The 25,947-nt window shown below is 60.7% G+C and carries 17 protein-coding genes and 1 tRNA gene; 7 read left to right on the top strand and 11 right to left on the bottom strand.

Going from position 1 to position 25,947, the window contains the following annotated elements; translation table 11 throughout:
• The 3 genes from cas10 to cas6 form a co-directional block, all read right to left on the bottom strand.
• Positions 1 to 2,040 (bottom strand): type III-B CRISPR-associated protein Cas10/Cmr2 (gene cas10, locus NZ746_06660; protein MCS6817043.1); only part of this gene is annotated, 2,040 nt, incomplete at its 3' end.
• Complete coding sequence (cmr1, locus tag NZ746_06655; GenBank protein MCS6817042.1) at positions 2,037 to 3,242, bottom strand: type III-B CRISPR module RAMP protein Cmr1; 1,206 nt, start codon at positions 3,240 to 3,242, stop codon at positions 2,037 to 2,039. The genes cmr1 and cas10, both read right to left, overlap by 4 nt.
• Before the next feature lie 98 nt (positions 3,243 to 3,340).
• Complete coding sequence (gene cas6 / locus NZ746_06650; protein ID MCS6817041.1) at positions 3,341 to 4,381, bottom strand: CRISPR system precrRNA processing endoribonuclease RAMP protein Cas6; 1,041 nt, start codon at positions 4,379 to 4,381, stop codon at positions 3,341 to 3,343.
• A 312-nt stretch (positions 4,382 to 4,693) separates the two neighbouring features.
• Here cas6 and NZ746_06645 point away from each other — a divergent pair, with 312 nt between their 5' ends.
• From NZ746_06645 to NZ746_06635, 3 genes are all read left to right on the top strand, one after another.
• Positions 4,694 to 6,256 (top strand): alpha/beta hydrolase-fold protein, encoded by a 1,563-nt coding sequence (locus NZ746_06645; protein ID MCS6817040.1) that lies wholly within the window; start codon positions 4,694 to 4,696, stop codon positions 6,254 to 6,256.
• A 79-nt stretch (positions 6,257 to 6,335) separates the two neighbouring features.
• The gene (locus tag NZ746_06640) at positions 6,336 to 6,698 is read left to right on the top strand and encodes a 4a-hydroxytetrahydrobiopterin dehydratase (GenBank protein ID MCS6817039.1); all 363 of its coding nucleotides are present in this window, start codon (positions 6,336 to 6,338) and stop codon (positions 6,696 to 6,698) included.
• A 51-nt stretch (positions 6,699 to 6,749) separates the two neighbouring features.
• A complete protein-coding gene (locus NZ746_06635; protein ID MCS6817038.1) occupies positions 6,750 to 7,553 on the top strand; it encodes an enoyl-CoA hydratase/isomerase family protein in 804 nt (267 codons plus the stop codon).
• Between the two features lie 22 nt (positions 7,554 to 7,575).
• On the opposite strand, the gene lhgO is transcribed toward NZ746_06635, so the two are convergent.
• The 4 genes from lhgO to NZ746_06615 all read right to left on the bottom strand — a co-directional run bounded on the left by lhgO (position 7,576) and on the right by NZ746_06615 (position 10,672).
• Positions 7,576 to 8,787 (bottom strand): L-2-hydroxyglutarate oxidase, encoded by a 1,212-nt coding sequence (gene lhgO, locus NZ746_06630; GenBank protein MCS6817037.1) that lies wholly within the window; start codon positions 8,785 to 8,787, stop codon positions 7,576 to 7,578.
• Entirely contained in the window at positions 8,784 to 9,683 is a 900-nt protein-coding gene (locus NZ746_06625; GenBank protein MCS6817036.1) for a TIGR01777 family oxidoreductase, read from the bottom strand. Before NZ746_06625 ends, lhgO begins: the two co-directional genes overlap by 4 nt.
• A gap of 437 nt (positions 9,684 to 10,120) precedes the next feature.
• Complete coding sequence (locus tag NZ746_06620) at positions 10,121 to 10,495, bottom strand: hypothetical protein (GenBank protein ID MCS6817035.1); 375 nt, start codon at positions 10,493 to 10,495, stop codon at positions 10,121 to 10,123.
• Between the two features lie 9 nt (positions 10,496 to 10,504).
• The gene (locus NZ746_06615) at positions 10,505 to 10,672 is read right to left on the bottom strand and encodes a hypothetical protein (GenBank protein MCS6817034.1); all 168 of its coding nucleotides are present in this window, start codon (positions 10,670 to 10,672) and stop codon (positions 10,505 to 10,507) included.
• On the opposite strand from NZ746_06615, the gene NZ746_06610 reads away from it, so the two are divergent.
• Both NZ746_06610 and lon read left to right on the top strand, forming a co-directional pair.
• Positions 10,660 to 12,555: a glycosyltransferase family 39 protein gene (locus tag NZ746_06610; protein ID MCS6817033.1), complete on the top strand. Its 1,896-nt coding sequence runs from the start codon at positions 10,660 to 10,662 to the stop codon at positions 12,553 to 12,555. The genes NZ746_06615 and NZ746_06610 overlap by 13 nt on opposite strands.
• A 211-nt stretch (positions 12,556 to 12,766) precedes the next feature.
• Positions 12,767 to 15,124 (top strand): endopeptidase La, encoded by a 2,358-nt coding sequence (gene lon / locus NZ746_06605; protein ID MCS6817032.1) that lies wholly within the window; start codon positions 12,767 to 12,769, stop codon positions 15,122 to 15,124.
• A 50-nt stretch (positions 15,125 to 15,174) separates the two neighbouring features.
• On the opposite strand, the gene NZ746_06600 is transcribed toward lon, so the two are convergent.
• From NZ746_06600 to NZ746_06585, 4 genes are all read right to left on the bottom strand, one after another.
• Entirely contained in the window at positions 15,175 to 17,298 is a 2,124-nt protein-coding gene (locus NZ746_06600; GenBank protein MCS6817031.1) for a S8 family serine peptidase, read from the bottom strand.
• 116 nt (positions 17,299 to 17,414) lie between these two features.
• The gene (gene uvrA / locus NZ746_06595) at positions 17,415 to 20,276 is read right to left on the bottom strand and encodes an excinuclease ABC subunit UvrA (GenBank protein ID MCS6817030.1); all 2,862 of its coding nucleotides are present in this window, start codon (positions 20,274 to 20,276) and stop codon (positions 17,415 to 17,417) included.
• Positions 20,277 to 20,439: 163 nt separating this feature from the next.
• Complete coding sequence (locus NZ746_06590) at positions 20,440 to 22,893, bottom strand: S8 family serine peptidase (GenBank protein ID MCS6817029.1); 2,454 nt, start codon at positions 22,891 to 22,893, stop codon at positions 20,440 to 20,442.
• A 143-nt stretch (positions 22,894 to 23,036) separates the two neighbouring features.
• Positions 23,037 to 25,163 carry a dehydrogenase E1 component subunit alpha/beta gene (locus tag NZ746_06585; protein MCS6817028.1) on the bottom strand — a complete coding sequence of 709 codons (2,127 nt, stop codon included), beginning with the start codon at positions 25,161 to 25,163 and terminating at the stop codon, positions 23,037 to 23,039.
• Positions 25,164 to 25,513: 350 nt separating this feature from the next.
• Here NZ746_06585 and NZ746_06580 point away from each other — a divergent pair.
• Together NZ746_06580 and NZ746_06575 are read left to right on the top strand one after the other, a co-directional pair.
• Positions 25,514 to 25,588: transfer RNA gene (locus NZ746_06580), tRNA-Val, on the top strand.
• A 76-nt stretch (positions 25,589 to 25,664) separates the two neighbouring features.
• Entirely contained in the window at positions 25,665 to 25,883 is a 219-nt protein-coding gene (locus tag NZ746_06575) for an AtpZ/AtpI family protein (protein ID MCS6817027.1), read from the top strand.
• Positions 25,884 to 25,947 lie beyond the last annotated feature (64 nt).

Raw genomic sequence — 25,947 nt, 5'->3', positions numbered from 1 at the left:
GCGCAACGCTTTGCTGATGGCCAGATGCAACGACGGATTGAGCGGACGCGGCATTTCTCCGAGCTTTTGCCACTCGCCGTCACGCCTCAGCTCATTCCACACGTTCGGATGAAGGATGTCTTGCAATCGTGGAGCAAATTCGCCCGCCAGCCATTTCCCCATCTGATCGCCGTCCATCACCAGAACGGCGTAGTATCGGGAGGGTGCGCGGAGATTATTTCGCTTGGCGAAGTCGAGCAGTTCAGCGAGCGCTTTTAGAGCTTCGCTCCGCGTTGAATCCAAGTCAGAGGGCTTATCCTTCCACTTCTCGATCAGCTCGCGCTGAAGATCTCGCCTATTGAAGGATTCCTCGAAAAGCCAATCCCCGTCCAGGCGAGCGAAGTCCCAAGGCAGATCGGGTGTCCGCCTATGAGCGCGAGCTGCCGCTTCTGCCACTTTTGGAAGAGGTGCGCTTTTCGCTCGCTCATCGCCCAAAAGGGTCCGCACGCACCTCACGTAACGATTGACCGCCTCAAAGAGCTCCTTGTCCCGATTTAGCAGCGCTTCGAGAACTCGCTGCTTGAAGGACGACGTGGCTACTGTGCTAGTCGATGGGAAAGATGTTTCAATGTTCCATCCGAGTCTAGCTTTGAAATAATAGGCCGCCGCCAGGCGCTTCGTGAGCGCGATGGCGCTCAATCGCTCGCCGCTGCGAAGAAGCGGCAGTCGAGGAATCATGCGCTTATTCCAAAACTCGCGGAGCTTGCCGAAATCCGTGTGCTCACCGAGATGCACCGGTTCCAGTTCGGCAATCATCGTGCACTTGAAATGCGGCTCGACCTGCTGTGCGAACTCGCGCGTTGCTTTTCGACTCCCAAGACCACGTTCGGTCAGCGTGTAGAGCTTGCTGTAACAGGTGCCGATGTTGGGCGTGTAGCCTGTCCTCTCATACTGCTCGACAATCGCAGCGAACTCCCACGGCTCTTGCTGCGGCTCACACCAGGTCTTGAACGTTTCGAGAAACTCCTTGTAATCCTCATCCCACGGAAGCACAGCCCAATAGGTTTCCAAGAAGTTTTCAACCTGTCGCTCCCAGATGCGATTCCACTGGCTGTCCGGTGTGATGCTGACCTCTTGCTCGACGCGACGTTTCACGGTGAAGCAAATCTCTCGGAAAGCCTCGTGGACATTTGTGACAACTTGCTCTGCGATCTTCTCCGCTTCATCCATCGGCAGGATGGCCAGGAAGCGATTGGGCAAAGTTGGCGAAGAGAGCATCTCTTCAGTAGGCTTTTGGATGAAGCGCAATCCTTTCTCTTCGATCAACCAGAGATCAGCGAATGGCTGTCCGCATAGGTCGGGAAAGATGATCGAATCCGGCCCCCAGCTTTCAGCGACAACTTTCATCGCTTGCCAGGAGAGGTAGGAGAGCAGATAACTGCCGGCCCACAGGTCTTGCGTCTTTCGCGCAGCGGCGATGAAGCTCTGAACGGGTCCAAGTGCGAAAAGGAGAAACGCCGGCTTGGGCAAGGCTCCGGCAATGGCCGACGTCACGCGGCGATGCTCCCAGATCGAGTGATCGGGCACGCGCGTATCCGCCGGAAGCACTTCCCACAGTTGCCCCATCCCATCTCGCTCGCACTTGGCTTCAAGCCGGGGAAGCAACTCGCGCCAGAGCGCCAGATAGAGCTTCTCCCGATCATCGCCATACGCGCTCCGCAACTCGGAAAACACTTCGTCCACAGAGTTCATGACCGTGCGGTGATCTACTGCTGCAAGCGATTGGATGGGAAATCGCTTTCCCGAGAGCGGATGAACGATCAAGGGGTTCTGGGGCCAATCGGTCGGAAAGCCCTTGAGGTTCACGCGGTCTGCGGCCGAAGCAATTCGATCCGCGATTTTGACCTCGTCCGGAATCACACCGTCAAGCCCGAGCTTTTCCATCAACTCTTTTGCCCGACCCTCATGGCCGCCGTTGATCGCGCGGCCTAAAATGATCGCTTTCTCCGGCGGATCATGGAGCAAGGCTTGAATTTTGCGAAGCAAGACTTCCTGGTTCATAACCAATTCCTCACATCAAGATGACCGCCGAATTGATCGCGAAACTGCTGAGTCAACCCTTGTTGAACGGCAGCGGTTGGGGGATTCAGAAACTGAGGTTTCTGCTTTGGCCCCTTCGACTGGTCTTTGATCTTGAGCATCTCTCCGCTCGGCAGGAAAGATGATCTGAAATGGAGCAGAACGAGCGATACTCTCCCATCTCCGAGTTTGAGGAAGCGAAACAGCAGCGGCGAGGCGCGCCGAGTGAACCTTTGCGTTTCGACCATGGCCTGCTTGTGCGGCGCCGAACGATAGCGAAATTGCAGTGGAAGTCCAAAGGCTGGCCGTTCCAATGTCGGCGAACGACCTGCGTTCAGGTAATCGTTCAGCACCGAAGGAAAATCAGGATTGCGCTTATGTCGAAACTGTTGAAATTTCTTCCCCACCTCTTCCATTGCGCTCAGAGCGTCTTTCCACGTGGTCCGAATGATCCAGATGTCCGCATGATTCGGGTGAAGGATGGGAAAGTCCACGCTGCTGCCTGGCGTTTTCGTCGCGAGCTTGTTGAGTTCGGCGACAAGACCGCGCACTTTCCTCAATCCGCTTTCCAGATGACTTTTCAGCGCCTCGACAGTGTTTATGTCCGCCATCGTGAAGGCAGGAAGATCACGAAAGATCTCCTGCTCGTCGCTCACCCCTTTGACTTGAACATTTCCTCCGCCGCGTCGAGCGCGCGTTCCGAGTCCTCCGAAATGCGTCCAGCACCAAAGCGCGCACGCCGTGAGCTTCAACAGCTTCTCAGCTTCCTCGTTGAACGAAGAAAGCTCCAGCGTGAAAGTCGTCCCGACATCCGCATAGGGACGTTCGTTCCCGCCGAGCTGCGTCGAATAGAGCAGATAGGTCAACCCTGGGCGACGAGTTTGCCTCCTCGCTTGGTCATACCCCAGATCAAGCTCTTTGTTTTGCTTAATTCGCCCGCCGGCCCAGCGAATGTCTTTGATCCTGACGAGTACTGGAGATCCTTGCTCTTCTTTCCCGAAAACTCGACTCTCCAGCTCGTGGAGTTGGTCCGGTCGTATGATCCCCAGTCCGCCCAGTAGGGCGCGATACCAATAGCGTAGGTGTCCGCGGATGCTCGCGGCGCGAAGCTCGACGCTGTTCTGATCATTGCCCGACAAAAATAGCGGCGTAACAGTCTCCAGCGTAAAGCCGACTTTTTTCATCTTCGCCTCCATGCAGGGCTGACTGTATCAAAGTCGGTTCGCGCTTTTCCACATTAGCAATATGGCGGCAATCTTTCCGAGCATCTCCGGTCATTTAGCTAAGACGTCGCGGGCACCGAATTGAGCGCGGATTCATGATGAGCGATTTCGAGCACGTACTTCCCGAGTCCGAAAGTCGTGCCGGTGCCGACGTGCACGAGTTCGCCTGCGATGAGGAGAGGGAGGAAATCAATTCGCGCGTTCTCCTTCAGCTCGTATTCGATTTCGCCGACGAATCCGCCCAGTCGCATCTTCGTTCGCTGCCGATGCGAGTAGCGTTCCCAATCGCGCCAGACGAGGGCCTGATGGACGGCGGGAATAGCTTGCGCGCGTTCGATCAAGGAGCGATGATCGAGCGCCTTCGGCTCATCCCCATGCACGAGTACGAGCTGCCAGAGCCGCCGCAGCAGGCTTCGCACAAATAGGTCGAAAGGAAGCTCACCTTGTAAATCTCCGCCGACGCGCACGCGCGTGGGGGTTATGAAGCGAAGCCGGACGCGATCCCCGGGAGAGTTCTGAAGTCGAAGTTGCCGCGCCTGGATGAACGCCTCCAAGCACAGTTCGCCCTTCTCCCAGACGAAGCGCCTGGACGAACCGTCGTAGATCACGAAAGTCCCACCATCGGCGTCTCGAGTGCGCACCGTTTCGAGAGTGAAGCGAGCGCGTCCTCGCCCGATGCCAGCGCGTCCTGCCTGTTCTGCAGCTAAGATCACATAAGGGAGATCGGCCACCGCTCGTCCGAAAAGCCAAAGGCCGAAGGTCAAGGGCTCGCCCGGAGCATAACGCTCTTTCTCTTCGAGCGGAGGCTCCAGCACGTAAGGGTGGGGCGCGAAACGCTGTCCGCGAAACACGGGCACATCGGGTGGGGGCGATGTCTCGAACACGTAGGGGTAACGGCAGCTCGAGCGCACCGTGCAGAGTTCGCATTGCCCGTCGGGACGAACGCACACGACGCGCTTGAAGGCCCAGCCTATAGCGCCGCGAATCGTCGAGCCTTTGAAGCGTGGAAGCCAGGCCTCGTCCTGCGCACGCCAGGTGAATTCGAAGCCCCCGACACGCAAGGCGCGAGCGAAGCTGAGGAGGTCCGATGACGTGTCCATAAAGCGGCTCCAGTTTACCCGCAGATTTCACAAGCGCCTCTGCCCGTGGCTTCGGGCGAACGGACGACTGGATCCGGCGCTCTCCGCTCGATATCGAGCATCCTCGACTACCGCTCTCGCCGACGGAAACTCGCTGGAGCACGCGTTCGAACTGGAGTGGATCTCGCCATCTCGCCTCGTGGCGAAATGGCGCCTCCATTTTATAGAGAAGGCCCACAACGCGTCAACGAGTTTTTTCTGCGAATTTGACGCGCGAAGCTCGGAATTGGTACGATCGCGCCTTCTTCATCGAGCGCATGGAAGGGAGGGGCGATGATTGCGATGGGGATTTTCGGGCGAAATGTCGCGTTACTTATCCTGATCTTCAGCTTCGCCCTCGGCGGGCGCGGCCTCTCGGATTCGACAGGGTTTCGCGTTGAAGTGGGAGTCGCCCCGGGGCTTCTTGAGACGCCGCAGACGGGGCGCTTGCTCCTGGTCTTCAGCTCGCGACCGGAGCCAGAACCGCGTTTCGCCATCGGGCGCACGGGACTCAAGGGGCCGTCCGTCTTCGGACGGGATGTTCGGGATTTCGGGCCCAATCGCACGGCCATTCTGGACGAGACGGCGATCGGCGTGCCGATTGAACGTCTTGGGCAGCTCCTGCCAGGGGAATATTTCGTGCAGGCCGTGTTCATGTGGAATCCGGACATTCGACGACCGGACGCCCCGGGTAATCTCTACAGCGATGTGCGACGCGTCCGAGTGGATCCTGCACAGGGCGGCGTGATTCGCTTGGAATTAACGCACAAGATCCCCGAAGAGTCGCCCGAAGAGACCGAGCATGTGAAGTTCGTGAAGATCCCCTCTCGACTCCTCAGCGCGTTCCACGGTCGGCCCATGTATCTGCGGGCCGGGGTGATCCTGCCCCGTGATTATGCGCGCGAGCCCGAACGCCGCTATCCGCTTCGCATCCACATTGGAGGATATGGCACGCGATACACGAACGTACTCCGGCTGATGGCCGAAGGTTCGGAGTTTCGGCGCGCGTGGCTCGCGGACGATACGCCGCGAATGATCCTGCTGCACTTGGATGGGGCCGGTCCCTATGGAGACCCATACTACGTGAACTCGGCGAATAACGGTCCGTACGGTGACGCGCTCGTTCAGGAACTGATCCCGTATGTGGAGCGGACGTTTCGCGCGCTGGGTCGGCCCGAAGCGCGTGTGCTTGATGGGGGTTCGACCGGAGGATGGGTCGCGCTGGCGCTTCAGATTTTCTATCCAGACGTCTTCAACGGCGCGTGGGCATATTGTCCGGATAGCGTGGATTTTCGCGCCTTTCAACTCATCAACATCTACGAGGACGAGAACGCCTACGTGAACCGATATGGCTTCGAGCGACCGAGCGCGCGCGATGAACGCGGTGATGTGCGATTCACCATGCGGCACGAGTGTCAGGTGGAGAACGTCGTGGGTCTGGGCGATAGCTACACGATGTCGGGTGGACAATGGGGGGCATGGAATGCTGTTTACGGTCCGCGCGGCGCCGATGGGCGTCCCGTCCCCTTATGGGATCCGAAGACGGGGCAGATCAACCGCGACGCCGTCGAGCATTGGAGGCGATATGATCTGCGGCTCGTCCTGGAGCGGAATTGGCCCACGCTCGGCCCGAAGCTGCGGGGAAAGCTCCGCATTTGGATGGGGGAGGCCGACGATTACTTCCTCAACAATGCCGTCTACTTGCTGGAGGACTTCCTGAAGCGAGCTGATCCTCCGGCGGAGGCGCGGATCGTCTATGGGCCACGTCGCGGTCATTGTTGGCGTGGGGTGAGCGAGCGCGAATTGATGCGGGAGATGACGGAGGCGATCGAGCGGGCTCTTCGCCCCTCGCGTTGACAGGTCCCCTGGTCGTGTGCCATCAATTAGCGTTCGCGGCGTACCCGCGACAGAGTGAGCGAAGGCGAGGAGGATGCTGATGAAGCCACTGGCCGAGATGAAATGCGAAGCATGTCGCGGCGATGTCCCCCCTCTCAGCGATGAAGAGATCGCTGCGCTCTCCCCACAAGTGCCGGAGTGGACGATCGTCGAACGGGAGGGGATCAAGCGGCTGGAGCGCACGTTTCGCTTCCGAGATTTCGCCGAGGCATTGGCCTTCACGAACAAGGTGGGCGCGCTGGCGGAGGAGGAGGATCACCATCCGGCGATCTTGATCGAGTGGGGACGCGCCACCGTCACCTGGTGGACGCACAAGATTCGTGGCCTGCATCGCAACGATTTCATCATGGCCGCGAAGACGGATCGGCTCTACGCTGAAGAAAAGCCTTCTGCCTCCGAATGAGGGGACGTCGGGGAAAGCGCGTGGGCACGTGAGGCAGCGGGAGAAGACGGGATGGAGCGATTTCAGGGGAAAGCGCTCTCGTGGGAGGTGAGGGATGGCATCGTGGAGCTTCAGCTCCATCGCGAGCCATGCAACGAGATCGGCTCGCTGATGCTAGAGGAGTTGGAGCGATTCGCCTGGGCGTTGGATGAGCTGACGGAAAAAGCGCACGTCGTCATCCTCTACAGCGCCGTGCGCTGTGGGTTCAGCGCCGGAGCCGATTTGCGGGAGCTGTACGAACGCGCGCGAGATTTGGACGTGGCCGAACGCACGGCCGGCGTGCGGAAGTTCCTCGAACGCATCCATCGCGTCCTCAATCGGCTCGATGCGACGCCGCTTGTGACAATTGCGGCTGTGCACGGCGTGGTGTTCGGTGGAGGATTGGAACTGGCCCTGGCGTGCGACCTCATCATCGCCGAGAAGATGGCGCGGTTCGGTTTTCCGGAATTGCGATTGGGATTGATCCCGGGCTTCGGGGGCATTCCGCGCTTGAAGCGAGACGTGGGCAATGGTGTCGTGCGCGATCTCCTGCTGACGGGGCGCAGCATCAACGCTGCGCGCGCACACGCTGCGGGACTCGTCAGCCAATTGGTGGCCGAAGGGCAAGCGCTCGCGGTCGCTCGAACGACGGCAGCACAGATCGTGAAATTTGATTCCAAGGTGCGCCGAATTGCGAAGCGCTTCATCAAGCCGATCCCTTACGAGGATCTGCGCCAGGAGATTGACCTCTTCTGCGAGTTATTCGCGCGGCCCGAAGTGATAGAGAACCTGCGCCGTTTCGTGGAGAGTCGGAGTCCGTTGCCGTACCTCCCGTGAGTGGGCGATTAGGAAGACATTTTCATCCCTCCAAATGCGCGCGGACGCGAGCGGCGATGATCTCTCCGATGCGCAATGAGGCCGTCGCCGCGGGTGAAGGAGCGTTGAGAACATGCACCATGCGCTCGGCTTCGAGGATGTGAAAATCGTCCACGAGCCGACCCGATGAATTCACGGCCTGAGCGCGCACGCCAGAAGGCGCAGGCCGTAGGTCTTGAGGACGAATGTCCGGGACGAGCCGTTCGAGCGCGCGGGCGAATGCGCGCCGGCTGAAGCTGAGCGCCATCTCACGAAGGCCCACCCGTCCATAGCGGGCGATCAAGCGCCAGAAGCCGGAGAAGGCGAACATCTCTCCCACATCTCGTGCGGAGATGCTCCACCGCGTATACCCCTCGCGTTTGAACGCGAGCGCGGCGTTCGGACCCACCTCGACGCGTCCATCCACGCGACGGGTGAAATGAACGCCGAGGAACGGCAACTCCGGATCAGGGACGGGATAGATGAGATTCCTGACCAAGGCGCGCCGTTCGGGAATCAGCTCGTAATAGTCCCCGCGAAAAGGGATGATCCGCAGATCGGGATGAAGACCGCAAAGGCGCGCCACGCGATCGGCTTGAAGACCGGCGCATCCGACAAGAACACGACATCGGACCTCGCCGGTCGTCGTCTCCACGATGATCTCCGAGCTCCGACGATGCACGCGCAAGGCGCGAGCACTGGTCCGTACTTCCCCACCGCGTTGGCTGATGTCACGCGCCAGCGCTTGGGCGACGAGCGCGAAATCAGTGATCCCCGCTTCCGGAACCCAAAGAGCGGCGAGTCCGCGCGCATGTGGCTCGTAGTCCGGGATCTCTCCCGAGCGCAACCATCGGAGGCCTTGAAGGCCGTTCATGTGGCCGCGCCGCTGCAGATCGGCCAAAATGGGGAGCTCGCGCTCAGACGTCGCGATCACCAACTTCCCACAGCGCTCATGCGGGATTTGCTGTTCCTCCAAGAAGCGATAAAGTGCCCGACGTCCCTCGACGCACGTGCGCGCTTTGAGCGAACCGGGGCGATAGTAAAGGCCCGAATGGATGACGCCGCTATTGCGCCCACTTTGATGAGCAGCCAGGCGAGGCTCAGCCTCCAAGACGACGAGCGAACACCGCTGCAGTGACTCCAGAAGGGCGCGCGCCGTAGCGAGCCCAACGAGTCCACCGCCGATGAGCGCTACATCGTACAGTCGCGCGCTCACGCCTTTCGGAGAAGATGACGAAGGGCGCCTTCCAAGTCCGGATACTGGAAGACGAAGCCCGAAGCGAGTAAGCGAATCGGTTCGACGCGCTGGCTGGCCAACAGCAATTCTTCTCCCATTTGTCCGAAGAGCAAGCGCACGGCCGCAACGGGTATAGGCAGAAGCGCCGGTCGGCCAAGGACGCGCCCAAGCGTCCGCACGAATTCGCGATTGCGGACCGGATCGGGAGAGACGACGTTGACGGGACCACGCAAGCCCTCAGTCAGCAGCGCATGCTGGATCGCGCGCAGGACATCATCTATGGCAATCCAGCTCCAATACTGTTGCCCAGATCCAATGGGTCCTCCTAAGCCGAGGCGAAAAGGTGGAAGCATCTGCGCTAAGGCTCCTCCGCGCGGGCTGAGGACGATGCCGAACCGAAGGCATACGACCCGAATTCCTCTTTGAGCCGCCGGTTCCGTCGCCGCTTCCCACTGCACCGCCACTTCGGCGAGAAATCCTTGCCCCGGTGAACTCTCTTCGCGCAAGAGCTCATCACCTCGATTCCCGTAGTATCCGATGGCTGAAGCGGAGACGAGCGTGGCCGGCGGTCGCTCTAGTCGCGCGAGCGTTTCGCAAAGGAATCGCGTGCCGCGAACTCGACTCTCCCGAATGCGCGCCTTTTTCTCTGCCGTCCATCGCCCAGCGATGTTCTCCCCGGCAAGGTGAACCACAGCATCAAAACCCTCAAGCTCCGACGGCGTGATCCTCTCCGCCTCCGGATCCCACAATATGACGTTCTCCCCGACCTGAAGCCGAGTGCGCGCCAATCGCACGACGTCATGGCTACCGGCGCGTAAAAACGGCACCAACGCCGATCCGATGAGCCCCGTGGAGCCTGTCACAAGTACCCTCATCTCGCTCCTCCACGCGCCGACAACAAGGTGACGCCCCACACGACGATCGTGTGGAGCGTCTCTAGAAATCGCCCGGCATCTCAAAGATGAACGAGGCCCCGAAATTTGTCAACGCCGCGCCTCTCGGCGAAGGCGCGCGGAAGAAGATCAAGACACAAACACTGCGGGGAGCTGCAAAGCCGAAACTTTCTCCTCATCAACGCACCACTTGCGAAGATCGTCCCCACTCCGCTCAAAGAGCGATCTCCATCGAATGAGGGCTCACCGCTCGGATCAGGAGCGGAGGAGGCGCGTCCTCTTTCTCAAACCGCTGCCAGTCACTGACGCGGTCCACCCACCGCAGCGGACGTCGTAAGAGACACGGTCCTTCGCAGGTGAAAGATTCCCCTACTGCTTCACGCTTTCGGCTCGAGATTGACGAGCCTAGGCGCGACGGCTTACTGATCGCGAGTGACGATCGAACGGGCGGCTTGGGCGATAGGTTCAAACACCTCGGGCGTGACGTTCGTCGCCACGTGCACGGCCTTCTTGCGCGTGTATACGATCACCGTATTGGATGCCGCGCGGTCCACCCGGTATTTCTGAAGAGCTGAGTCCTCAGCCCCTTTGGGGAGATACGTCAGCGGGATGGTGAGACGACGTTCAGCGGCGAGGCGTTCCAGCCGACCCGCGATCTCGGGACCGGCGATGTACACTACGAAACCTCGGAGTCCTTGCTCGCGATGAGCAGCGACGAGCCGATCAATCTTCTCGACCAACCTGGCCGAGGTCTCACTGTCGTCCTTGATGAAGGCCATGACGACAGGAGCCAAGGCGTAATTTCAGACATAGCAGATTTGCTTGCCCTTATTCGGGCCAGTCACATCCACGACATCGAAGGCGGGCGTCGAATCGCCAACCTGAAAGCTCGCTCGATCCTGCGCGCGTTCGAGTGAGAGGACCAGGCCGAGCGTCACGGCGCTCGCGACGATAAGCCATGCTCTCCTCATATTCCCTCCCTACAAATGTCCGTTTGCGATCATCGCGCGCCACCTTAAGGCGGCCTTCTTCCAAATCGCGTTCGCGACTGCGCCCGTTTCGAAGCGAACGGTCGCACGCTTCAGAGACGGGCTTAGAGCTTTTCCATGTTACAATTCCCCTCGTGCTCGGGCAAGAAGCACAGGTTCACGAACGAGCGACATCGAGCGGAGGCCTCGGCGCGCTAGGATCTGCTCGCTTATGGCGCGCGGGTCTTTGGCTAGCGCTTGTCCTTCTCCCCTACGGCATTCACGTCGGCACCCCATCGTTGTGGGATGCTAATGAGGCCTTCTATGTCGAGGGACCACGCGAGATGCGCGAGGCGGGAGATTGGCTCACGCCGCGGTTCAACTTCGCAGAGAAGTTGAACAAGCCCATCCTCTCGTACTGGCTCGTCCTCCTTTCGTTCGAACTTTTCGGCGCGAGCGAGGCGGCGGAACGCGTGGTGATCCTCTTATGCGTCTTCGCCACGGTCGTCTTGACCTATCGGCTCGGGGAGTTCCTCCTCGGGCACTCCTCGGCACTCTGGGGGGCGCTTGTTCTAGCGACCAGCCCCAAGCTCATCATGGTGGCGCGGCGCTCGCTCATTGATGCATTGCTGATGCTTTTGATCACAGCGACGCTTTACTTCCTCATCTCCGGATGGCATCGGGGATCGCGCGGACGTCTTCTTCTCGGCTATGTCGCGATGGGGCTTGGCGTGCTGGCGAAGGGCTTGTTGGGGATCGTCCTTCCAGCGGGGACGATCGCACTCTTCCTCTTGCTCACGCGTCGCCTCGAGGCGATGAAACGATTTCATCCGGTATCGGGCGTGCTCGTCGTCTCGGCGATCGCAGCCCCATGGTTCGCGCTCATGACCTGGCGATATGGAACGGAGTATCTCCTCTCCTTCTTCATCGGGGAGCACGTCAGCCGGTACCTGCATGGCATGTATGGGGCCCGGCGTCCCTTCTGGTACTACGTCCCGATGCTCCTCGGCGAGTTCGCCCCGTGGTCCTTCTTCCTCCCGCTCGCCATCGGGATCGCATGGAAATGCATTCGATCTCCTGGCCAAGAGAAAGAGCGTCCGCGACCGTTCCGGATTTCCGACAAGCTCTCCCTGTTGCTGATTTGGTTTGGATTCGGATTCGTGTTCTTCAGCCTCTCGGCGGCCAAGCAGAACGAGTATTTGCTCCCCCTTTATCCGGCTGCGGCCTTGCTGGTCGCCCATATGTTCCAGGCAATCGAGTCGCGGGACGCGGCTCGATCTGCCGCACGGAGAGGGTTCCTTCTCACTCTCGCCATTTTGTCGGTCATGCTGCTTCTTGGGGCTCGCTGGCTTTGGCACGCTGCCCGCGCGCTCTTCCCCGATCAGCCACTAGCCTATCTCCCGCCCCTCGCGCTTGGAGCTACGGCGTTAGGAGTCGTGTGGCAAGGATGGCGATGGCGCCCGCGTCGCGTCTTGGGTTTGCTGGTCGCGGCGATCGCCCTCCTTCACGCCGCGATAGCTGGACTTCTCCCCGAGATCGAGCGGTACCGTCCGGTGCGACCGCTGGCCGAGCGAATTCGGCGAGAAGCCCGTGCGGACGATCTCGTGGGGTATTACCGCTACACAGCTCCCAGTTTGTGCTACTACACGCGACGGAAGATCTTCGAGGTGTTCTCTCCGGAAGAGCTGCGCGATCTCTGGCGTTCGGAAAAGCGCGTCTTCTGCGTGATGAGCGAGCGAGAGGCTCGCGAGCTGTCGGAACGACAGGGATTCTCGCTTCGGGTGTTGGAGTGTCGGCCATCGCTCTTCCCCATGAGGATGCGTGAGTTCTTGCGGCTGCGCCGCCCCGAGGATCTGGAGCGCGTCTGCGTGGTGACCAATCGCTAGAGCACAACTGAAGACGCGGTTTCGCTCCACAAGACACACGCTCGCTGCACGAGGAGCGATGAGCGCGGCTGAAGCAGTGGCGCGGAATTTGCCAAAGACCGTCGGGGGAGTGTACATTTCATGCTGAATCCCCACGTAGGGGCGCGGCCCGCGCGATGAGGGGCGAGAAAGCGGTGCTGCCGATCCTCGGCGGGGGAAAGTGGAGGGGACCATGGAACGTGAAGATGAAGTGCTCACGCTACCGGTTCTGCCGTTGAAGAACGTCGTGCTCTTCCCGCACATGACAATGCCGCTATCGGTCGGGCGTCCGATTTCGATCGCGGCCGTGGAAGCTGCGCTCTCCAGCGAAGAGAAGCTCATGGTCGTGGTCGCTCAGCGCGATCCGCGAATCGAAGAGCCGAAACCGGAAGATCTCTTCACCATCGGAACGAAATCCGCCATTCGGCGAATGACTCGCGCTCAGGATGGGACGCTGCAGGTGCTCATGCAAGGTTTGGAACGAGTGGTCCTGCTGCGGATGGAGCAGACCGCGCCTTATATGCGGGCTCGCGTCCGACCGTTGCCGCTATTGGAAGAGAATCCCGTTGAGATCGAGGCCTTGCATCGGGCTATTCTCGATCAGGTCTCCAAAGCGCTCGGACTGCTCCCCCAAGTTCCCGAAGAGTTGCACGCCGCGTTCGCGCAGACGGACGATCCGGTGCGTCTGGCGTATCTGCTGGCCACGATCCTGAACCTGGATTTGTCGGCGTTGCAATCCCTCCTGGAAGCGCGGACGAAGGACGATCTCCTGCGTTTGCTCTTCAAGCACCTCACGCATGAAGTCCAAGTCCTGGAGTTGCGCCATAAGATCGCCAGCCAAGCGCAACAAGAGATGACGCGCGAGCAGCGCGAGTATTTCCTCCGACAGCAACTGCGGGCCATTCAGCGCGAATTGGGAGAGATTGATCCGCATCAGGCGGAAGCGAATCTCCTGCGCGAGCGCTTGGAACAAGCCGAGCTGCCGGAATTCGTACGGAAAGAAGCTGAGCGCGAACTGAATCGGTTGGAGAAGCTCCCGAGCATGGCTCCGGAGTATCACGTCATCCGCACATATCTGGAGCTGGTCTTGGAATTGCCGTGGAATCGGCAGACGGAAGACAATCTCGATCTGGCGAACGTGCGACGCGTGCTGGATGAAGATCATTACGGGCTGGAGGATGTCAAGCAACGCATTCTCGAACATCTGGCGGTGTTGAAGCTGAATCCGGAAGCGAAGGCGCCGATCCTCTGTTTCGTCGGTCCCCCAGGAGTGGGAAAGACGAGCCTCGGGCAATCCATCGCGCGCGCGCTGGGGCGAAAGTTCGAGCGCTTGAGCCTCGGCGGACTGCACGATGAGGCGGAGTTGCGAGGCCATCGGCGCACGTATATCGGCGCCATGCCCGGACGTATCCTTCAAGCGATTCGCCGCGCGGGGGTGAAGAATCCGCTCCTGATGCTCGATGAAGTGGACAAGATCGGGCGGGATTTCCGCGGCGATCCGGCGGCCGCACTTCTGGAGATCCTCGATCCGGAGCAGAATCATTCCTTCCGCGACAACTATCTCGACTTGCCGTTCGATCTCTCCAAGGTCTTCTTCATCACCACGGCGAACACGCTCGATACGATCCCCCGCCCGCTGTTGGATCGCATGGAGGTATTGCGGCTGCCTGGCTATAGCGAGGAGGAGAAGGTGGAGATCGCCCGACGTCATCTCGTTCCGAAGAAGCTCAAGGAGACGGGATTGACGGCCGAGCAATTGCAAATCCCAGAGGCCACACTTCGTTACATCATCGCGCGCTACACGCGGGAAGCGGGCGTGCGTCAGCTCGAGCGCGCGATCGCGCAAATTGCCCGCAAGGTCGCCCTTCGCATCGCAGAAGGCCATCCGGAGAGCACGTTCGTCCGAATCGAAGACGTGCCGGAACTGCTTGGCCCCGAACGCTTCTTCCCCGAAGAAGCGCGCAAAGAATTACCTGTCGGCGTGGCGACGGGCGTCGCGTGGACCGAGACCGGTGGGGAAGTCCTTTACATCGAAGCGGCGCTCTTGCCTGGAGGTAAGGGCTTGACGCTCACGGGCCAACTTGGCGAAGTCATGCAGGAATCGGCCAAGGCAGCCGAGAGTTACATCTGGGCGCACGCTGAAGCCTTCGGCATCAATCGCGAGGTCTTCGAGAAAAACGGCGTGCACATTCACGTTCCTGCCGGAGCAATTCCCAAAGATGGGCCTTCGGCGGGCATTGCGATGGTCACGGCTCTCGCCTCCCTCTACACCGGCCTCCGCGTGCGCAGCGATGTCGCGATGACGGGCGAGATCACGCTCTCGGGATTAATCCTACCTGTCGGGGGCATCAAAGAGAAAGTACTCGCGGCGCGCCGCGCGGGCATTCGGCGCATCATCCTCCCGCGCCCGAACGAGAAAGATTTGCGGGAACTTCCCGAACACGTCCGCAACGAGATGGAATTCTTCTTCGTCGAGCGCATCGAAGAAGCGCTCGGCGTCGCCATCCCCGAACTCGCCGAACGATTGGAACGCCTCAAACAAGTAGTGTGAGCGGAGAATCCCCGGATGGAACTTCGTCCGGGGACCTCTCCTGAAGCAGCTCACCGCTTCATGAGCGTGACGACGTTGGAATCGTAGGTCTTCCCATCATTGGTCCGAGCGCGGACCAGAACGCGATACGTTTGCGGACCGGCGGGAAGGGTTCCCAGCGTGATGGTGACCTGGTGCGTGAGCGTGAAGAAGCGATACGGAGAGATCGCCACCGTGAAGGGTGGAAGCGCATCCATAGGGATCACCTGCAAGGTGACGTCCCCGCGATAGCTCGAATGCTTACGGACGGAGAGGAAGAAGGTCGCCTGCCTGTTCTGAAGGCGAACGGAAGTCGGCGTGGCGCTGATCGCGACCTTCGGAGGTGCCGTGACGGTGATCTCGATCTGGGCCGTCGCATCGCCGCCGCGCCCATCGCTGGCGCGCACGCGGACGGTCACGCGCACGGGATCGGCGTCCGGGATCGGATTGATGCCGATCGTATCCAACTGGGCGCTGGCCCCAGAACCGGTGATTGTCCCTTTGGAAGAAGTCCACGTGTACGTCAGCGCGTCTCCATCCGGATCGCTGCCGCGCGCGGTGAGGAAGACTATGAAGCCATCTTGAATCGTCGTTCGGCTTGCTTCGAGAGCGACTTGTGGAGGACGATTTGGTGGACGCACGGTGATGCTGCGACTGGCGGAGGCGGAGTGGCCGCGTCCGTCTTCTACCGTGACGGTGACGACGACGACGATCGGTGGCGCGCCGGGCGTGGGGTTGATTCCTGCCGTCTCGAGCGTCGCCTCGGTGATCCCAGCTCGAAGTCTTCCGGCCGTCGTCCTCCACCTATAGGTGAGCGGATCGCCATCGGGGTCGCTCCCATTGGCCGTGAAGGAGACGCCCTCGCCATCATCAACGACGAGGCGACTGGCTGAGAGCGAGACCCTGGGGGGACAATCTCTCTCGCACACCTTGGCGGGATCATCAGCGTTGAGCGCTCGGAGCGTTCCCGGAGCGTCGAGGACTCCACCCGTGCTGACCTTTCCGGCAAGCGCAGGCACCGATCGTACGCCTTGACGCAACGCATTCTCCAGCTCGTTCAGACGGACATCGCGCACCGAGAGCGCCAACGCCGCCAGGCCCGCGACATGTGGCGCTGCCATGGAAGTCCCGCTGAAGCTGGCATATCTTCCCCCTGGCACCGTGCTCAAGATGGAACGTCCAGGAGCCGCCAGGTCAACCCAATCGCCGTAGTTCGAGAAAAAAGCCAGGTCATCATTTTGATCCATAGCCGCGACCGAGAGCACGCCCTCGTAAGCGGCCGGATACTGTTTCACGTTCGTGCTCCCGTTGCCTGCGGCAGCGACGAAGAGAATGCCTTCAGCTCTCAGCCTCTCGATGGCTTCCTCAAGGGCGCGGGAATACGTGTCGGCTCCCCAACTGGCGTTCACCACGCGGATGTTCACCCCGCGCCGTCTCATGGTGAGGATGTAGTCTATGGTCTCGAGGGCGTCCGAGAGATACCCGGAGCCGTCTCGATCCAGGAATTTCAACGCCATGATCTTCACGCGCCAGTTCACGCCGACGACGCCCACTTGATTGTCTCCGACGGCCCCAATCGTGCCCGCCACATGCGTCCCGTGCCGGTTATCGTCCGCCGGAGGCTGCGAAGGCGAGAGCGCGTTGTAGCCATAGACATCGTCCACGTAGCCATTGCCATCGTCGTCTCGGAGATTGCCGGGGATCTCACCGGTATTCACCCAGATGTTGTCCCGGAGATCGGGATGCAGATAATCCACGCCCGTATCAATCACGGCGACGACGACATTGGAGCTGCCGCGAGTTACCCCCCATGCCTCTGGCGCGCCGATCATCTCCAGGCCCCACAGATTGGTGAAGCTTGGATCGTTTGGGATCACGCGCTCGGCGGTATAAAGCAAGTCCGGCTCCGCATACTCGACGTCGTCCTCGTACGACAGAAGGCTCAAGCGAGTGAGCACATCTTCGCCCTTGCGGAGGGTGAGGATTTGCGGACGCCGCATGCCCCGCCGCTTGATGAGCACGCGCTGGGGATGATACCGAGCGCTGATGAAGCGCCAAGGATCGAAGGGGAAGGAACGCTGTTGTGCCCTCGAGTCCAGAGGCCATTCCGCGACGATCAAAAGCGCGATGATCACGCCGACGATCTTCTTCCTCATCCGCATCGCCTCCGAAGATGAATCTCGCGTTATGTGCCGCTTCTGTGACGCGCGGATGAGGGATTCCGGTTGGCCAAAACTTCCAGTGGGGGAAGTGCCGATTCGAACGGCGGGGCTCAAGACGCGCGTTCGACCACGGACGCCGTGCGCGCGCCAAAGAGGATCGGTGCGAGCGCCTGTCCTGTATGAGAGCCGGCCGTGCGGGCGATCGTCTCGGGTGGACCTTCGGCAACGACCCATCCCCCTTCTTCACCGCCCTCGGGGCCAAGGTCAATGATCCAGTCGGCGCATTTGATGACCTCCAGATTGTGCTCGATGACGATCACCGTATTGCCCATGCTCACGAGCCGCTGCAGGACATCGAGCAAGCGCCGCACGTCCTCGAAATGGAGCCCTGTCGTGGGCTCATCGAGGATATAGACCGTGCGCCCCGTCGCTCGCTTGCTCAGCTCGCGCGCGAGTTTGATGCGCTGCGCTTCGCCGCCGGAGAGCGTCGTGGCCGGCTGACCGAGTTCGATATACCCGAGGCCGACATCGAGCAACGTCTGAAGCTTCCTTCGAATCGGCGGGATGGTCTCCAACAGGGCGTATGCTTCCTCGACCGTCATGCGCAGGACATCGGCGATCGAGTAGCCTTTGTAGCGCACGCTGAGCGTCTCCTGGTTATAGCGCGCTCCGCGACAAACGTCGCACGTCACGTAGACGTCGGGGAGGAAGCTCATCTCGATGCGTTTGACGCCATCGCCCTGGCAGGCTTCGCACCGTCCACCTTTGACGTTGAAGCTGAAGCGGCCGGGTTTATATCCCCGTTCGCGCGCCTCCGGCAGTTGCGCGAAGAGTTGACGGATGAAGGTGAAGACGCCGACATACGTGGCCGGATTTGAGCGCGGCGTTCGTCCGATGGGCGATTGATCAATCTCGATGACCTTGTCCACGTGTTCCAAACCGGTGATGCGCTCATGCGGACCTGGCTCCAGCGGGCTCCCGTAGAGGTGGCGCGCGAGGGCGCGATAGAGGATCTCATCCACGAGAGTGGACTTGCCGGATCCAGAGACGCCCGTCACGCAGATGAAGAGCCCGAGCGGAAACGAGACCGTGATATTTTTGAGGTTGTTCGCCCGCGCGCCATAGACCGTGAGGCGGCGCTCGCTCGGCTGGCGACGCTCGCTAGGGATCGGAATCTGGCGACGTCCGGACAGATACTGCCCCGTCAGAGAATCCGGATGGCGGGCGATTTGCTCCGGCGTCCCACAGGCGACCAGATTTCCTCCATGCACCCCAGCGCCCGGGCCAAGATCAATCACGTAATCGGCGCGGCGGATCGTCTCCTCATCGTGCTCGACGACGACGACCGTATTCCCCAGATCGCGCAGTTTCTCCAACGTGGCGAGCAAGCGCGCGTTGTCGCGCGGATGGAGCCCGATCGAAGGTTCATCGAGCACGTAAAGCACGCCGCGCAGTTGTGAACCGATTTGCGTCGCCAGGCGAATTCGCTGCGCCTCGCCTCCGGAGAGCGTCGAGGCCGGACGGTCCAATGTGAGATACCCCACGCCCACCGTGTCCAAGAACTCCAATCGCGCGCCGATCTCCCGCAGGAGCGGCTCGGCGATCTGTCGCTCCCGAGGCGTCAATGCCTCAGGCAGACCGCGAAAGATGCGCACGGCCTCGCGAATGGGAAGCGCCGCGTAGTCGGCGATCGAACGTCCGGCCACGCGCACGGCGAGACTCGACTTTTGCAATCGCTTCCCTCCACATGTCGGACACGGAACTGTGCGAATGAGCGCGCGGTAGAGATCGGATCGGCTGCCTTCTCCGTCCTCCTCCTCGTCCTCCTCTCGCTTCAGATGGCGTTCCAGCAAAGCGACCACTCCCGCCCATTCGAGCCGAGAGCGAAAGCCGTTGTGCTCGAAGGGGATTCGCTCGCGCAGACCGTGGAAGAAGGCCTCTTTCACTCGGGCCGGGAGTTCCACGAAGGCGCGTGTGGGCTCAATGCGATAATGGCGCGCGAGAGCCAAAAGGACATCTTTCAAATATCCCCCGAGCGCGCGATCGAACGGAAGCACCTCCAACCGATCGAGCGGCTGCGCAGGATCAGGGATCACTCGCTCCGGAGCAATCTCGCTCTTGGTCCCCAACCCGTCACAGTCCGGACATGCCCCATAGGGACTGTTGAACGAGAACGAGCGCGGCTCTAATGCGGGAACCGAGACGCCGCACTCGACGCAGGCCATCTTCTCCGAATACAACTGCTCGCCGCCATCCACGACGGCGATCGTCACGATCCCATCGGTCAACTTCAGCGCCGTGCGAATCGAGCGTTCCAGACGGTCCTGAACGCCCGGTTTCAGAAGCAGCCGATCCACGACGACTTCGATCGTGTGCGTCTTCCGTTTGTCGAGCTTGATCTCCTCGTCGAGGGCGCGCAATTCGCCATCAATGCGAGCGCGCACGAAACCGGACTGCGCCAGTTTCTGCAGCTCCTTTCGGAATTCCCCTTTGCGCCCGCGCACGATCGGCGCCAGGATCATCACCCGCTCACCCGGCGGCAGATCCAAAACGGCTTTCACGATCTGCTCGACCGATTGCCGACTGATCGGGCGCCCGCATTCGGGACAATGTGGCTTGCCGATCGCGGAGAAGAGCACACGCAGGTAATCGTAGATCTCGGTGACCGTCCCCACGGTCGAGCGCGGACTCCGGCTGATCGTCTTCTGCTCGATCGAGAGCGCTGGCGAGAGCCCTTCGATAGCGTCGACATCCGGCTTCTCGAACTGATCGAGGAACTGGCGAGCGTAGACCGAGAGCGATTCCACATAGCGGCGCTGTCCTTCGGCGTAGAGGGTATCGAAGGCGAGGCTCGATTTCCCCGATCCGCTGAGCCCCGTGATGACCGTGAGCGAACGATGGGGAATCTCCAGATCGAGGTTTTTCAGGTTGTGCTGTCGAGCGCCCCGAACGGTGATGCGATCAATCGGCATCGCTCGCCTCCTGCTGCGCGGCGCGTGCGGAATCTCTCAGAGACGTCTCTTCCCCGCGATCCAAAAAGGGAATGTTACCGATCGCGCGCTCGGGGTGTCAAGAAGAAGGCTTTTTCAGGCCGACGCGCGAATCTACGCGAGAAGGCGCCCATTCGTCTCTCGCTCATCGCACCGTGCGGACCCAGAAGGGGATCGAAAGCTGTCCGGGGATCGTCGTCCCATCGTCGCTCACCGAGATGATCCCCTCCCAGTCTCCCGCCGCGACCGTCGGAGAGATGCGCAACGTGAGGGTGAATTGGCCCGTTCCGCCCGGACGCACCTGAAACGCCGTCTTGTTCAACGTCGCCGCGATGGCCGGATCGGCGTTCGTCATCGTGAGCGAGAGGCGATAGGTCACCAGTCGCGAGGAATGGTTCTTCACGGTGAAGGTCTTCGTCCGCGTGATCGGTTGCTGCACGCGAATGGCGCCGAAGCTATGAGTGGGGGAATCCACCGTCGTCAGCACTCGAGCCAAGGCGCGCATATCCACGAGGCCAACGCCGCGGTCCATCACGCGCCGTGCTTCGAGCTGAGGCGGTCGTCGAGCTGTGGTGAGGATGGCTGAGCGAATCTCGTCCGGCGTCCATCCGGGGCGCAATTGCTTGAGCAAAGCGGCCACACCCGCCACGCGCGGCGCTGCGAAGCTCGTCCCGTTGCGGAAGGCGAAGCCGCTGGGGTCATACACGGGGTCTTCCAAACCTCGCTCCACTCCCGGAGGGATGGGAAATCGCGCGTCTCCGCGCGGATCATCGTCTTGAACGGCGGCGTAGCTGCTCATTCCCGGCGCGACCACGTCGGGCTTGATGGCGAAGGAGGAAGCCGGTCCGCGCGAGCTGAAATCCGCTAGATGGTGCGGTTCGATGGCGAGCGTCACGATCGTCTCATCCGGCAGATCCAGACGCTCCAGAGCGACGCGCGTGGGGCGACTTGCTCGCTCGTTGCTGACTACGAATTGCTTGAGCGCGAGCCCAGCTCGACGTTGAAGGAAGAGGGTGGGCAGCGGTGCTCCGTTCAGATTGGGCGTGATGAACGTATCCCCTCCGGCCTCGCTATTGTAAATGAGGACGGCGATCGCTCCGGCCATTGCGGCGTTCTGATTCTTCGTGGCGAACGGACACTGCCCGCGCTGAATGAGGGCGATGGCTCCAGCGAGCGAACCGGCTGGAAGCGGCTCACATGCGAGTCCTCCCCCATCAGCCACGCCGTTGTCTACAAGATCCACATCGCGCAAAGGAGCGCGAAGCGAGGTTTCAGGAAAAGGACTCGCGCCGTTCATCCCTCGGAATCCCAGAAGCTCGCTGAGTTCCGGCGGCGGCGGTGGTTCCAAGAGGCGCACGCGTCCGAGGGCCGAAGCAGCTGCTCCTTGATGAGCGTTCGTCGTAGCGCCGACGCCAATCACGCGCTCAGCATTAGCCGGACTTCGCACTGTTCCTCCAGCAACGTTCTGCGTCTCAGGAGTTGGAGGCCCTTCGTTGCCGACAGCGGCCACGACGACGACGCCGGCCAAGACGGCATTCGCAGCGGCGCGGTCTAGCAAAGTGTTTGTCCGTGCGCCCAGGCTGAGATTGATCACGTCCATGCCATCGCGCACGGCCTCTTCGATCCCGGCCAGGAGACTATCCAACCCACAGCGCGGCGCGCACACGCGATAACTCCCGAGGAAGGCTTTCGGCGCCACGCCACTGATCACCACTGGTCGCGTTCCGGGCAAATTCGTCAGGTCTACGATATTGCCAGCTGCGCAACTGGCCACATGCGTGCCATGCCCGTTCAGATCTTGCGCTGTGCGGAGCCGCGGATCTAAACGCACCTGTCGGTCAATCACCGATTGAAAGACCTTCGCGACGATGACCTTGCCATTGGCCAAGCCCTCGTTCGTATTCGTTTTGGGGAATCCGGGCGGCGGCACGAGCGTCGCATCCTGAAACATCGGATGATTGAAATCCACGCCCGTGTCCACGATGCCAATCTTGACGCCGAGTCCCGCCCGTTCGCGCCCGCCGACAGCCCCCCACAATTCTTCAGCGCCCATGAGCGCGTGACTCGTATCGAGCGGAGGAATAAGCCCAGGCACGACCGAGGCGAGCCCCGGAAAGACCTCTACGATGGGAAAAATCTCGACCACATCGGAGAATGCCGCGAGAAGTTCCACCTTCTCAGCGGGAACAGTGAGCGCGAGGCCATTGAGCAACACCTGATAGCGATGATGAACCGTGGCTTCGGGGATCCACTGATGCACCTTGGTGAGGAAGAGATCCTGCTGGCGCTGCAGGTAAGCCGCATAGGCGCGGGAGCGTGCGGAGGCCACATCCAACTTCCCTTGGACCTGATTCTCAGGCGCAACGGCTACGCTCGTGGCGGCTAAGCCCCGAATCGTCCCACGATACGCGACCAGAGGCTCATCTTTCAGAAGGACGATTGCTCCCACATGCCCGTTGACGCGAACAGCCTGCTCAAGAATCGCCTGCACCTGAGCGCGCTTCCGCAACAGCGCCTCATCCGATTGAGCGCCAGCGCTCGGACTCAACATCCCCAACAGCAGAACGAGCGCGATCGCAACGGATATCCCCCGTCTCATCGCGGCACCTCCATGTTCTTTTGTGCACGCATAAGCGCGGGGATTATACATGAGACTTCGCGCGCAGGCGAACACAAGAAGCAGGCGAACATAAGAGGCGGTGCTCTCTCAGCGCGGGTCTCTGGCGAACGCCAGCCGATTGCTCAATAGGCCGCCAGATCGAGGATCGCATTCACCAGGTCTTCGACCTGCGGCAAAATGACGTCCTCCAGATCGGGGGAATAGGCCACGAAGGTGTCCAAAGCGCCAACGCGGCGCACAGGTCCATCTAAATCTTCGAACAATTCATCTGCGATGCGCGCGGCGATCTCCGCGCCAAATCCCCACGATAAACTGTCTTCATAAGCGACGATCACTTTGCTCGTCTTCCTCACCGAGCGCGCGATCGTCTCCCAGTCATAGGGATTCAGGCTGCGCAAATCAATGACCTCGACATCGAGACCGTGCCGTTCCCGGACCTGCTCGGCCGCCAGAAGGCTTCGATGGACGAGCGCGCCGTAGGTGATGATCGTCAGGTCGCGTCCCGGACGCACAATCTTCGCCTTCCCAAAGGGGATCATGTAATTCGGTCCCGGATACGGACCGCGATTATACGGCTGACGGTAGAGATGCTTGTGTTCGAGAAAGAGCACGGGATCATCGCAGCGAATGGCCGTGCGCAAGAGTCCGTTGGCGTCTACGGCCGTCGAAGGCATGACGACGCGCAGTCCCGGAATGTGCGTGAAGATACTCTCGCCCGACTGGCTGTGATAAATGGCTCCCCCTTGCAGATATCCGCCGATGGGGACGCGGATGACCAAGGGACAGGACCACGCATTATTCGAGCGCCACCGCATGAGGGCCAGCTCATTACGAATCTGCATCATGGCGGGCCAAATGTAGTCGAAGAATTGGATCTCAACGACCGGTTTCAACCCGCGCGTGGCCATGCCGATGGCGCGACCGACGATGTTGGCTTCCGCCAGCGGCGTGTTGAAGACTCGATGCGAGCCGAACCGTCGCTGCAGATTATGGGTGACTTTGAAGACGCCGCCTTTGCCTCTGACCTTATCCAAATACTGCTCGCGACTGCAATCGGCGACATCCTCCCCGAAGACGACGATCCGAGGATCGCGGGCCATCTCATCGTGCAAGCACGCGTTCAAAAGATCCACCATCGTCTTCGGCTCGCCCGAATACTGCGGCTCAGTCTCGAATGCCGAAGAGGTGGGATCAACCGTTGGGGAATAGACGTACAGCGTCGCCGTCGAGGGCGCTGGTTTGGGAGCAGCGAGCGCTTCATCGGCGGCGCGCGCGACCTCCGCATCCACCTCGGCGCGAATGGCCGCTAATTGCTCGGCATCGGCCAGACCTTCTCGAAGCAGGAACTCGGCCAAGCGCGAGATCGGATCCCGCCGCGCTTCTTCCTCTCGCTCCTCTTCGGGCTTATAGAGCGTCTCATCATCGGAGAGAGAGTGCGAGTAAGGGCGAATGACATGCGCGTGCACGAGAGCCGGTCCGCGTCGTTGCCGGACATAAGTGGTCGCTTCGCGCAAGGTCGCATAGCTCTCGAACACATCCGTCCCGTCGCACTCTCGAACCAGGAGAGAGGGGAAGCTGCGCACCAGACGGGAGATGCTGCCTCCAGCCGTCTGCACCTCGACGGGGACGGAGATGGCGTACCCATTGTCCTCGATGAGATAGAGGACCGGCAGCTTCAGATTGCACGCCGTGTTCAGAGACTCCCAGAACTCTCCCTCACTGGTCGCTCCATCGCCGCTGGAGACGTAGACGATCTCGTCGGCATGAAAGCGGCTCGCGCGATCGGCGATCTCCTCGACCAGCTCATAGTATCGTCCGGCCTCGGCGCATCCGACGGCTTGTAGAAATTGCGTTCCCGTCGGACTGGAGCTGGAGACGACGTTCAAGCGCCGGAACCCCCAATGCGACGGCATCTGGCGCCCTCCGGAGCTGGGATCTGCGGCAGCTCCCACCGCCTGCAGGAACATCTCCGTGGGCGTCACCCCCAGCATGAGCATCAAGGCCCGATCCCGATAATAGGGATAGAACCAATCATACCCTGGCTTCAACACCAATCCCGCCGCGACCAGCACCGCCTCGTGACCCGCCCCGCTGATCTGGAAGAAGATGCGATTCTGCCGCTTGAGCTGAATCTCTCGATCGTCAATGCGGCGAGACAGCAGCATTATCCGATACACATGGAGCAAGACCTCCCGACTGAGGCCTTGAGCTTTCTCCTTCTCCACGGCGATGTGCGTGACCGGGTCCATTTCTCCCCCTCCCCGTTTTTCGCGAAGTGCGCGCCCGACGCCTAGAGCTTCATCTCTTCAAGGGGGTGCCAAACCGCACGCCAGCTCCCCCAGCAATGACTTCGCGATGTGCGGCGCGCTCGCCGGAAGATGCCCTCCATTTTCCCGATTTATTCCGCTTAGGGGGACAGTTTATAACTGGGCGAGGGCCTTGGTCAACCGAGATCGGGCGGATGTTGAATCGAGCGCTCGTCGCCCGAGCATCCGGTTCTCGAAGAGAGTCCCCACGCATGACATTCAGCGCCACGGACTTGAGCGCCCCCGCATTTGACGGGCTTGATGATCATCTGCTATATTTCACCTCGTCATTTGGGCACTTAGCTCAGCGGTAGAGCGTTCGCCTCACACGCGAGAGGTCGGAGGTTCGAATCCTCCAGTGCCCACCATGCCCCCCTGTCCACGTGAGCGGACATTGCTTTCCTCAAAACCGACCGCGTACAATTTCCCAAGAAGGGAGGGGCGATGCGTGGGAATAAAGGCGATCCGGGGGAGGCACTCAAGAAGTTCGGCATTGCGGCGTCTTTAGGAACGGTTTTCATCTCCTATGTCGCGGCTGGTCTGTTGATCGGGTACTTCTTGGATAAGTGGTTGGGGACGTCGCCCTGGCTGTTTTTGCTCTTTTTCGCTATTGGCGTGGGCGGAGCGATCTACAACGTCTTCAAGCTTGCCGCCCGGTTATAGGGGGGAAATTGACAGATTCCGCAAGCGTCTCTACAATTTTCACTTTTCGGCGAGACCGAAGGAA

It is taken from the genome of Blastocatellia bacterium, assembly GCA_025055075.1.
Taxonomy (GTDB): domain Bacteria; phylum Acidobacteriota; class Blastocatellia; order HR10; family HR10; genus HR10.
Note: the sequence above shows the minus strand (reverse complement) of the source record. Positions and strands in the feature narration are given on the sequence as shown.

Excerpts from the sequence above, each read along its gene's own strand:
- cmr1 (MCS6817042.1), bottom strand. The coding sequence starts at position 3,242 with ATGAAAAAAGTCGGCTTTACGCTGGAGACTGTTACGCCGCTATTTTTG.
- cas6 (MCS6817041.1), bottom strand. The coding sequence starts at position 4,381 with ATGGACACGTCATCGGACCTCCTCAGCTTCGCTCGCGCCTTGCGTGTC.
- NZ746_06645 (MCS6817040.1), top strand. The coding sequence starts at position 4,694 with ATGATTGCGATGGGGATTTTCGGGCGAAATGTCGCGTTACTTATCCTG.
- NZ746_06640 (MCS6817039.1), top strand. The coding sequence starts at position 6,336 with ATGAAGCCACTGGCCGAGATGAAATGCGAAGCATGTCGCGGCGATGTC.
- NZ746_06635 (MCS6817038.1), top strand. The coding sequence starts at position 6,750 with ATGGAGCGATTTCAGGGGAAAGCGCTCTCGTGGGAGGTGAGGGATGGC.
- NZ746_06625 (MCS6817036.1), bottom strand. The coding sequence starts at position 9,683 with ATGAGGGTACTTGTGACAGGCTCCACGGGGCTCATCGGATCGGCGTTG.
- NZ746_06610 (MCS6817033.1), top strand. The coding sequence starts at position 10,660 with ATGCTCTCCTCATATTCCCTCCCTACAAATGTCCGTTTGCGATCATCG.
- NZ746_06615 (MCS6817034.1), bottom strand. The coding sequence starts at position 10,672 with ATGAGGAGAGCATGGCTTATCGTCGCGAGCGCCGTGACGCTCGGCCTG.
- lon (MCS6817032.1), top strand. The coding sequence starts at position 12,767 with ATGGAACGTGAAGATGAAGTGCTCACGCTACCGGTTCTGCCGTTGAAG.
- NZ746_06600 (MCS6817031.1), bottom strand. The coding sequence starts at position 17,298 with ATGAGGAAGAAGATCGTCGGCGTGATCATCGCGCTTTTGATCGTCGCG.
- uvrA (MCS6817030.1), bottom strand. The coding sequence starts at position 20,276 with ATGCCGATTGATCGCATCACCGTTCGGGGCGCTCGACAGCACAACCTG.
- NZ746_06590 (MCS6817029.1), bottom strand. The coding sequence starts at position 22,893 with ATGAGACGGGGGATATCCGTTGCGATCGCGCTCGTTCTGCTGTTGGGG.
- NZ746_06585 (MCS6817028.1), bottom strand. The coding sequence starts at position 25,163 with ATGGACCCGGTCACGCACATCGCCGTGGAGAAGGAGAAAGCTCAAGGC.
- NZ746_06575 (MCS6817027.1), top strand. The coding sequence starts at position 25,665 with ATGCGTGGGAATAAAGGCGATCCGGGGGAGGCACTCAAGAAGTTCGGC.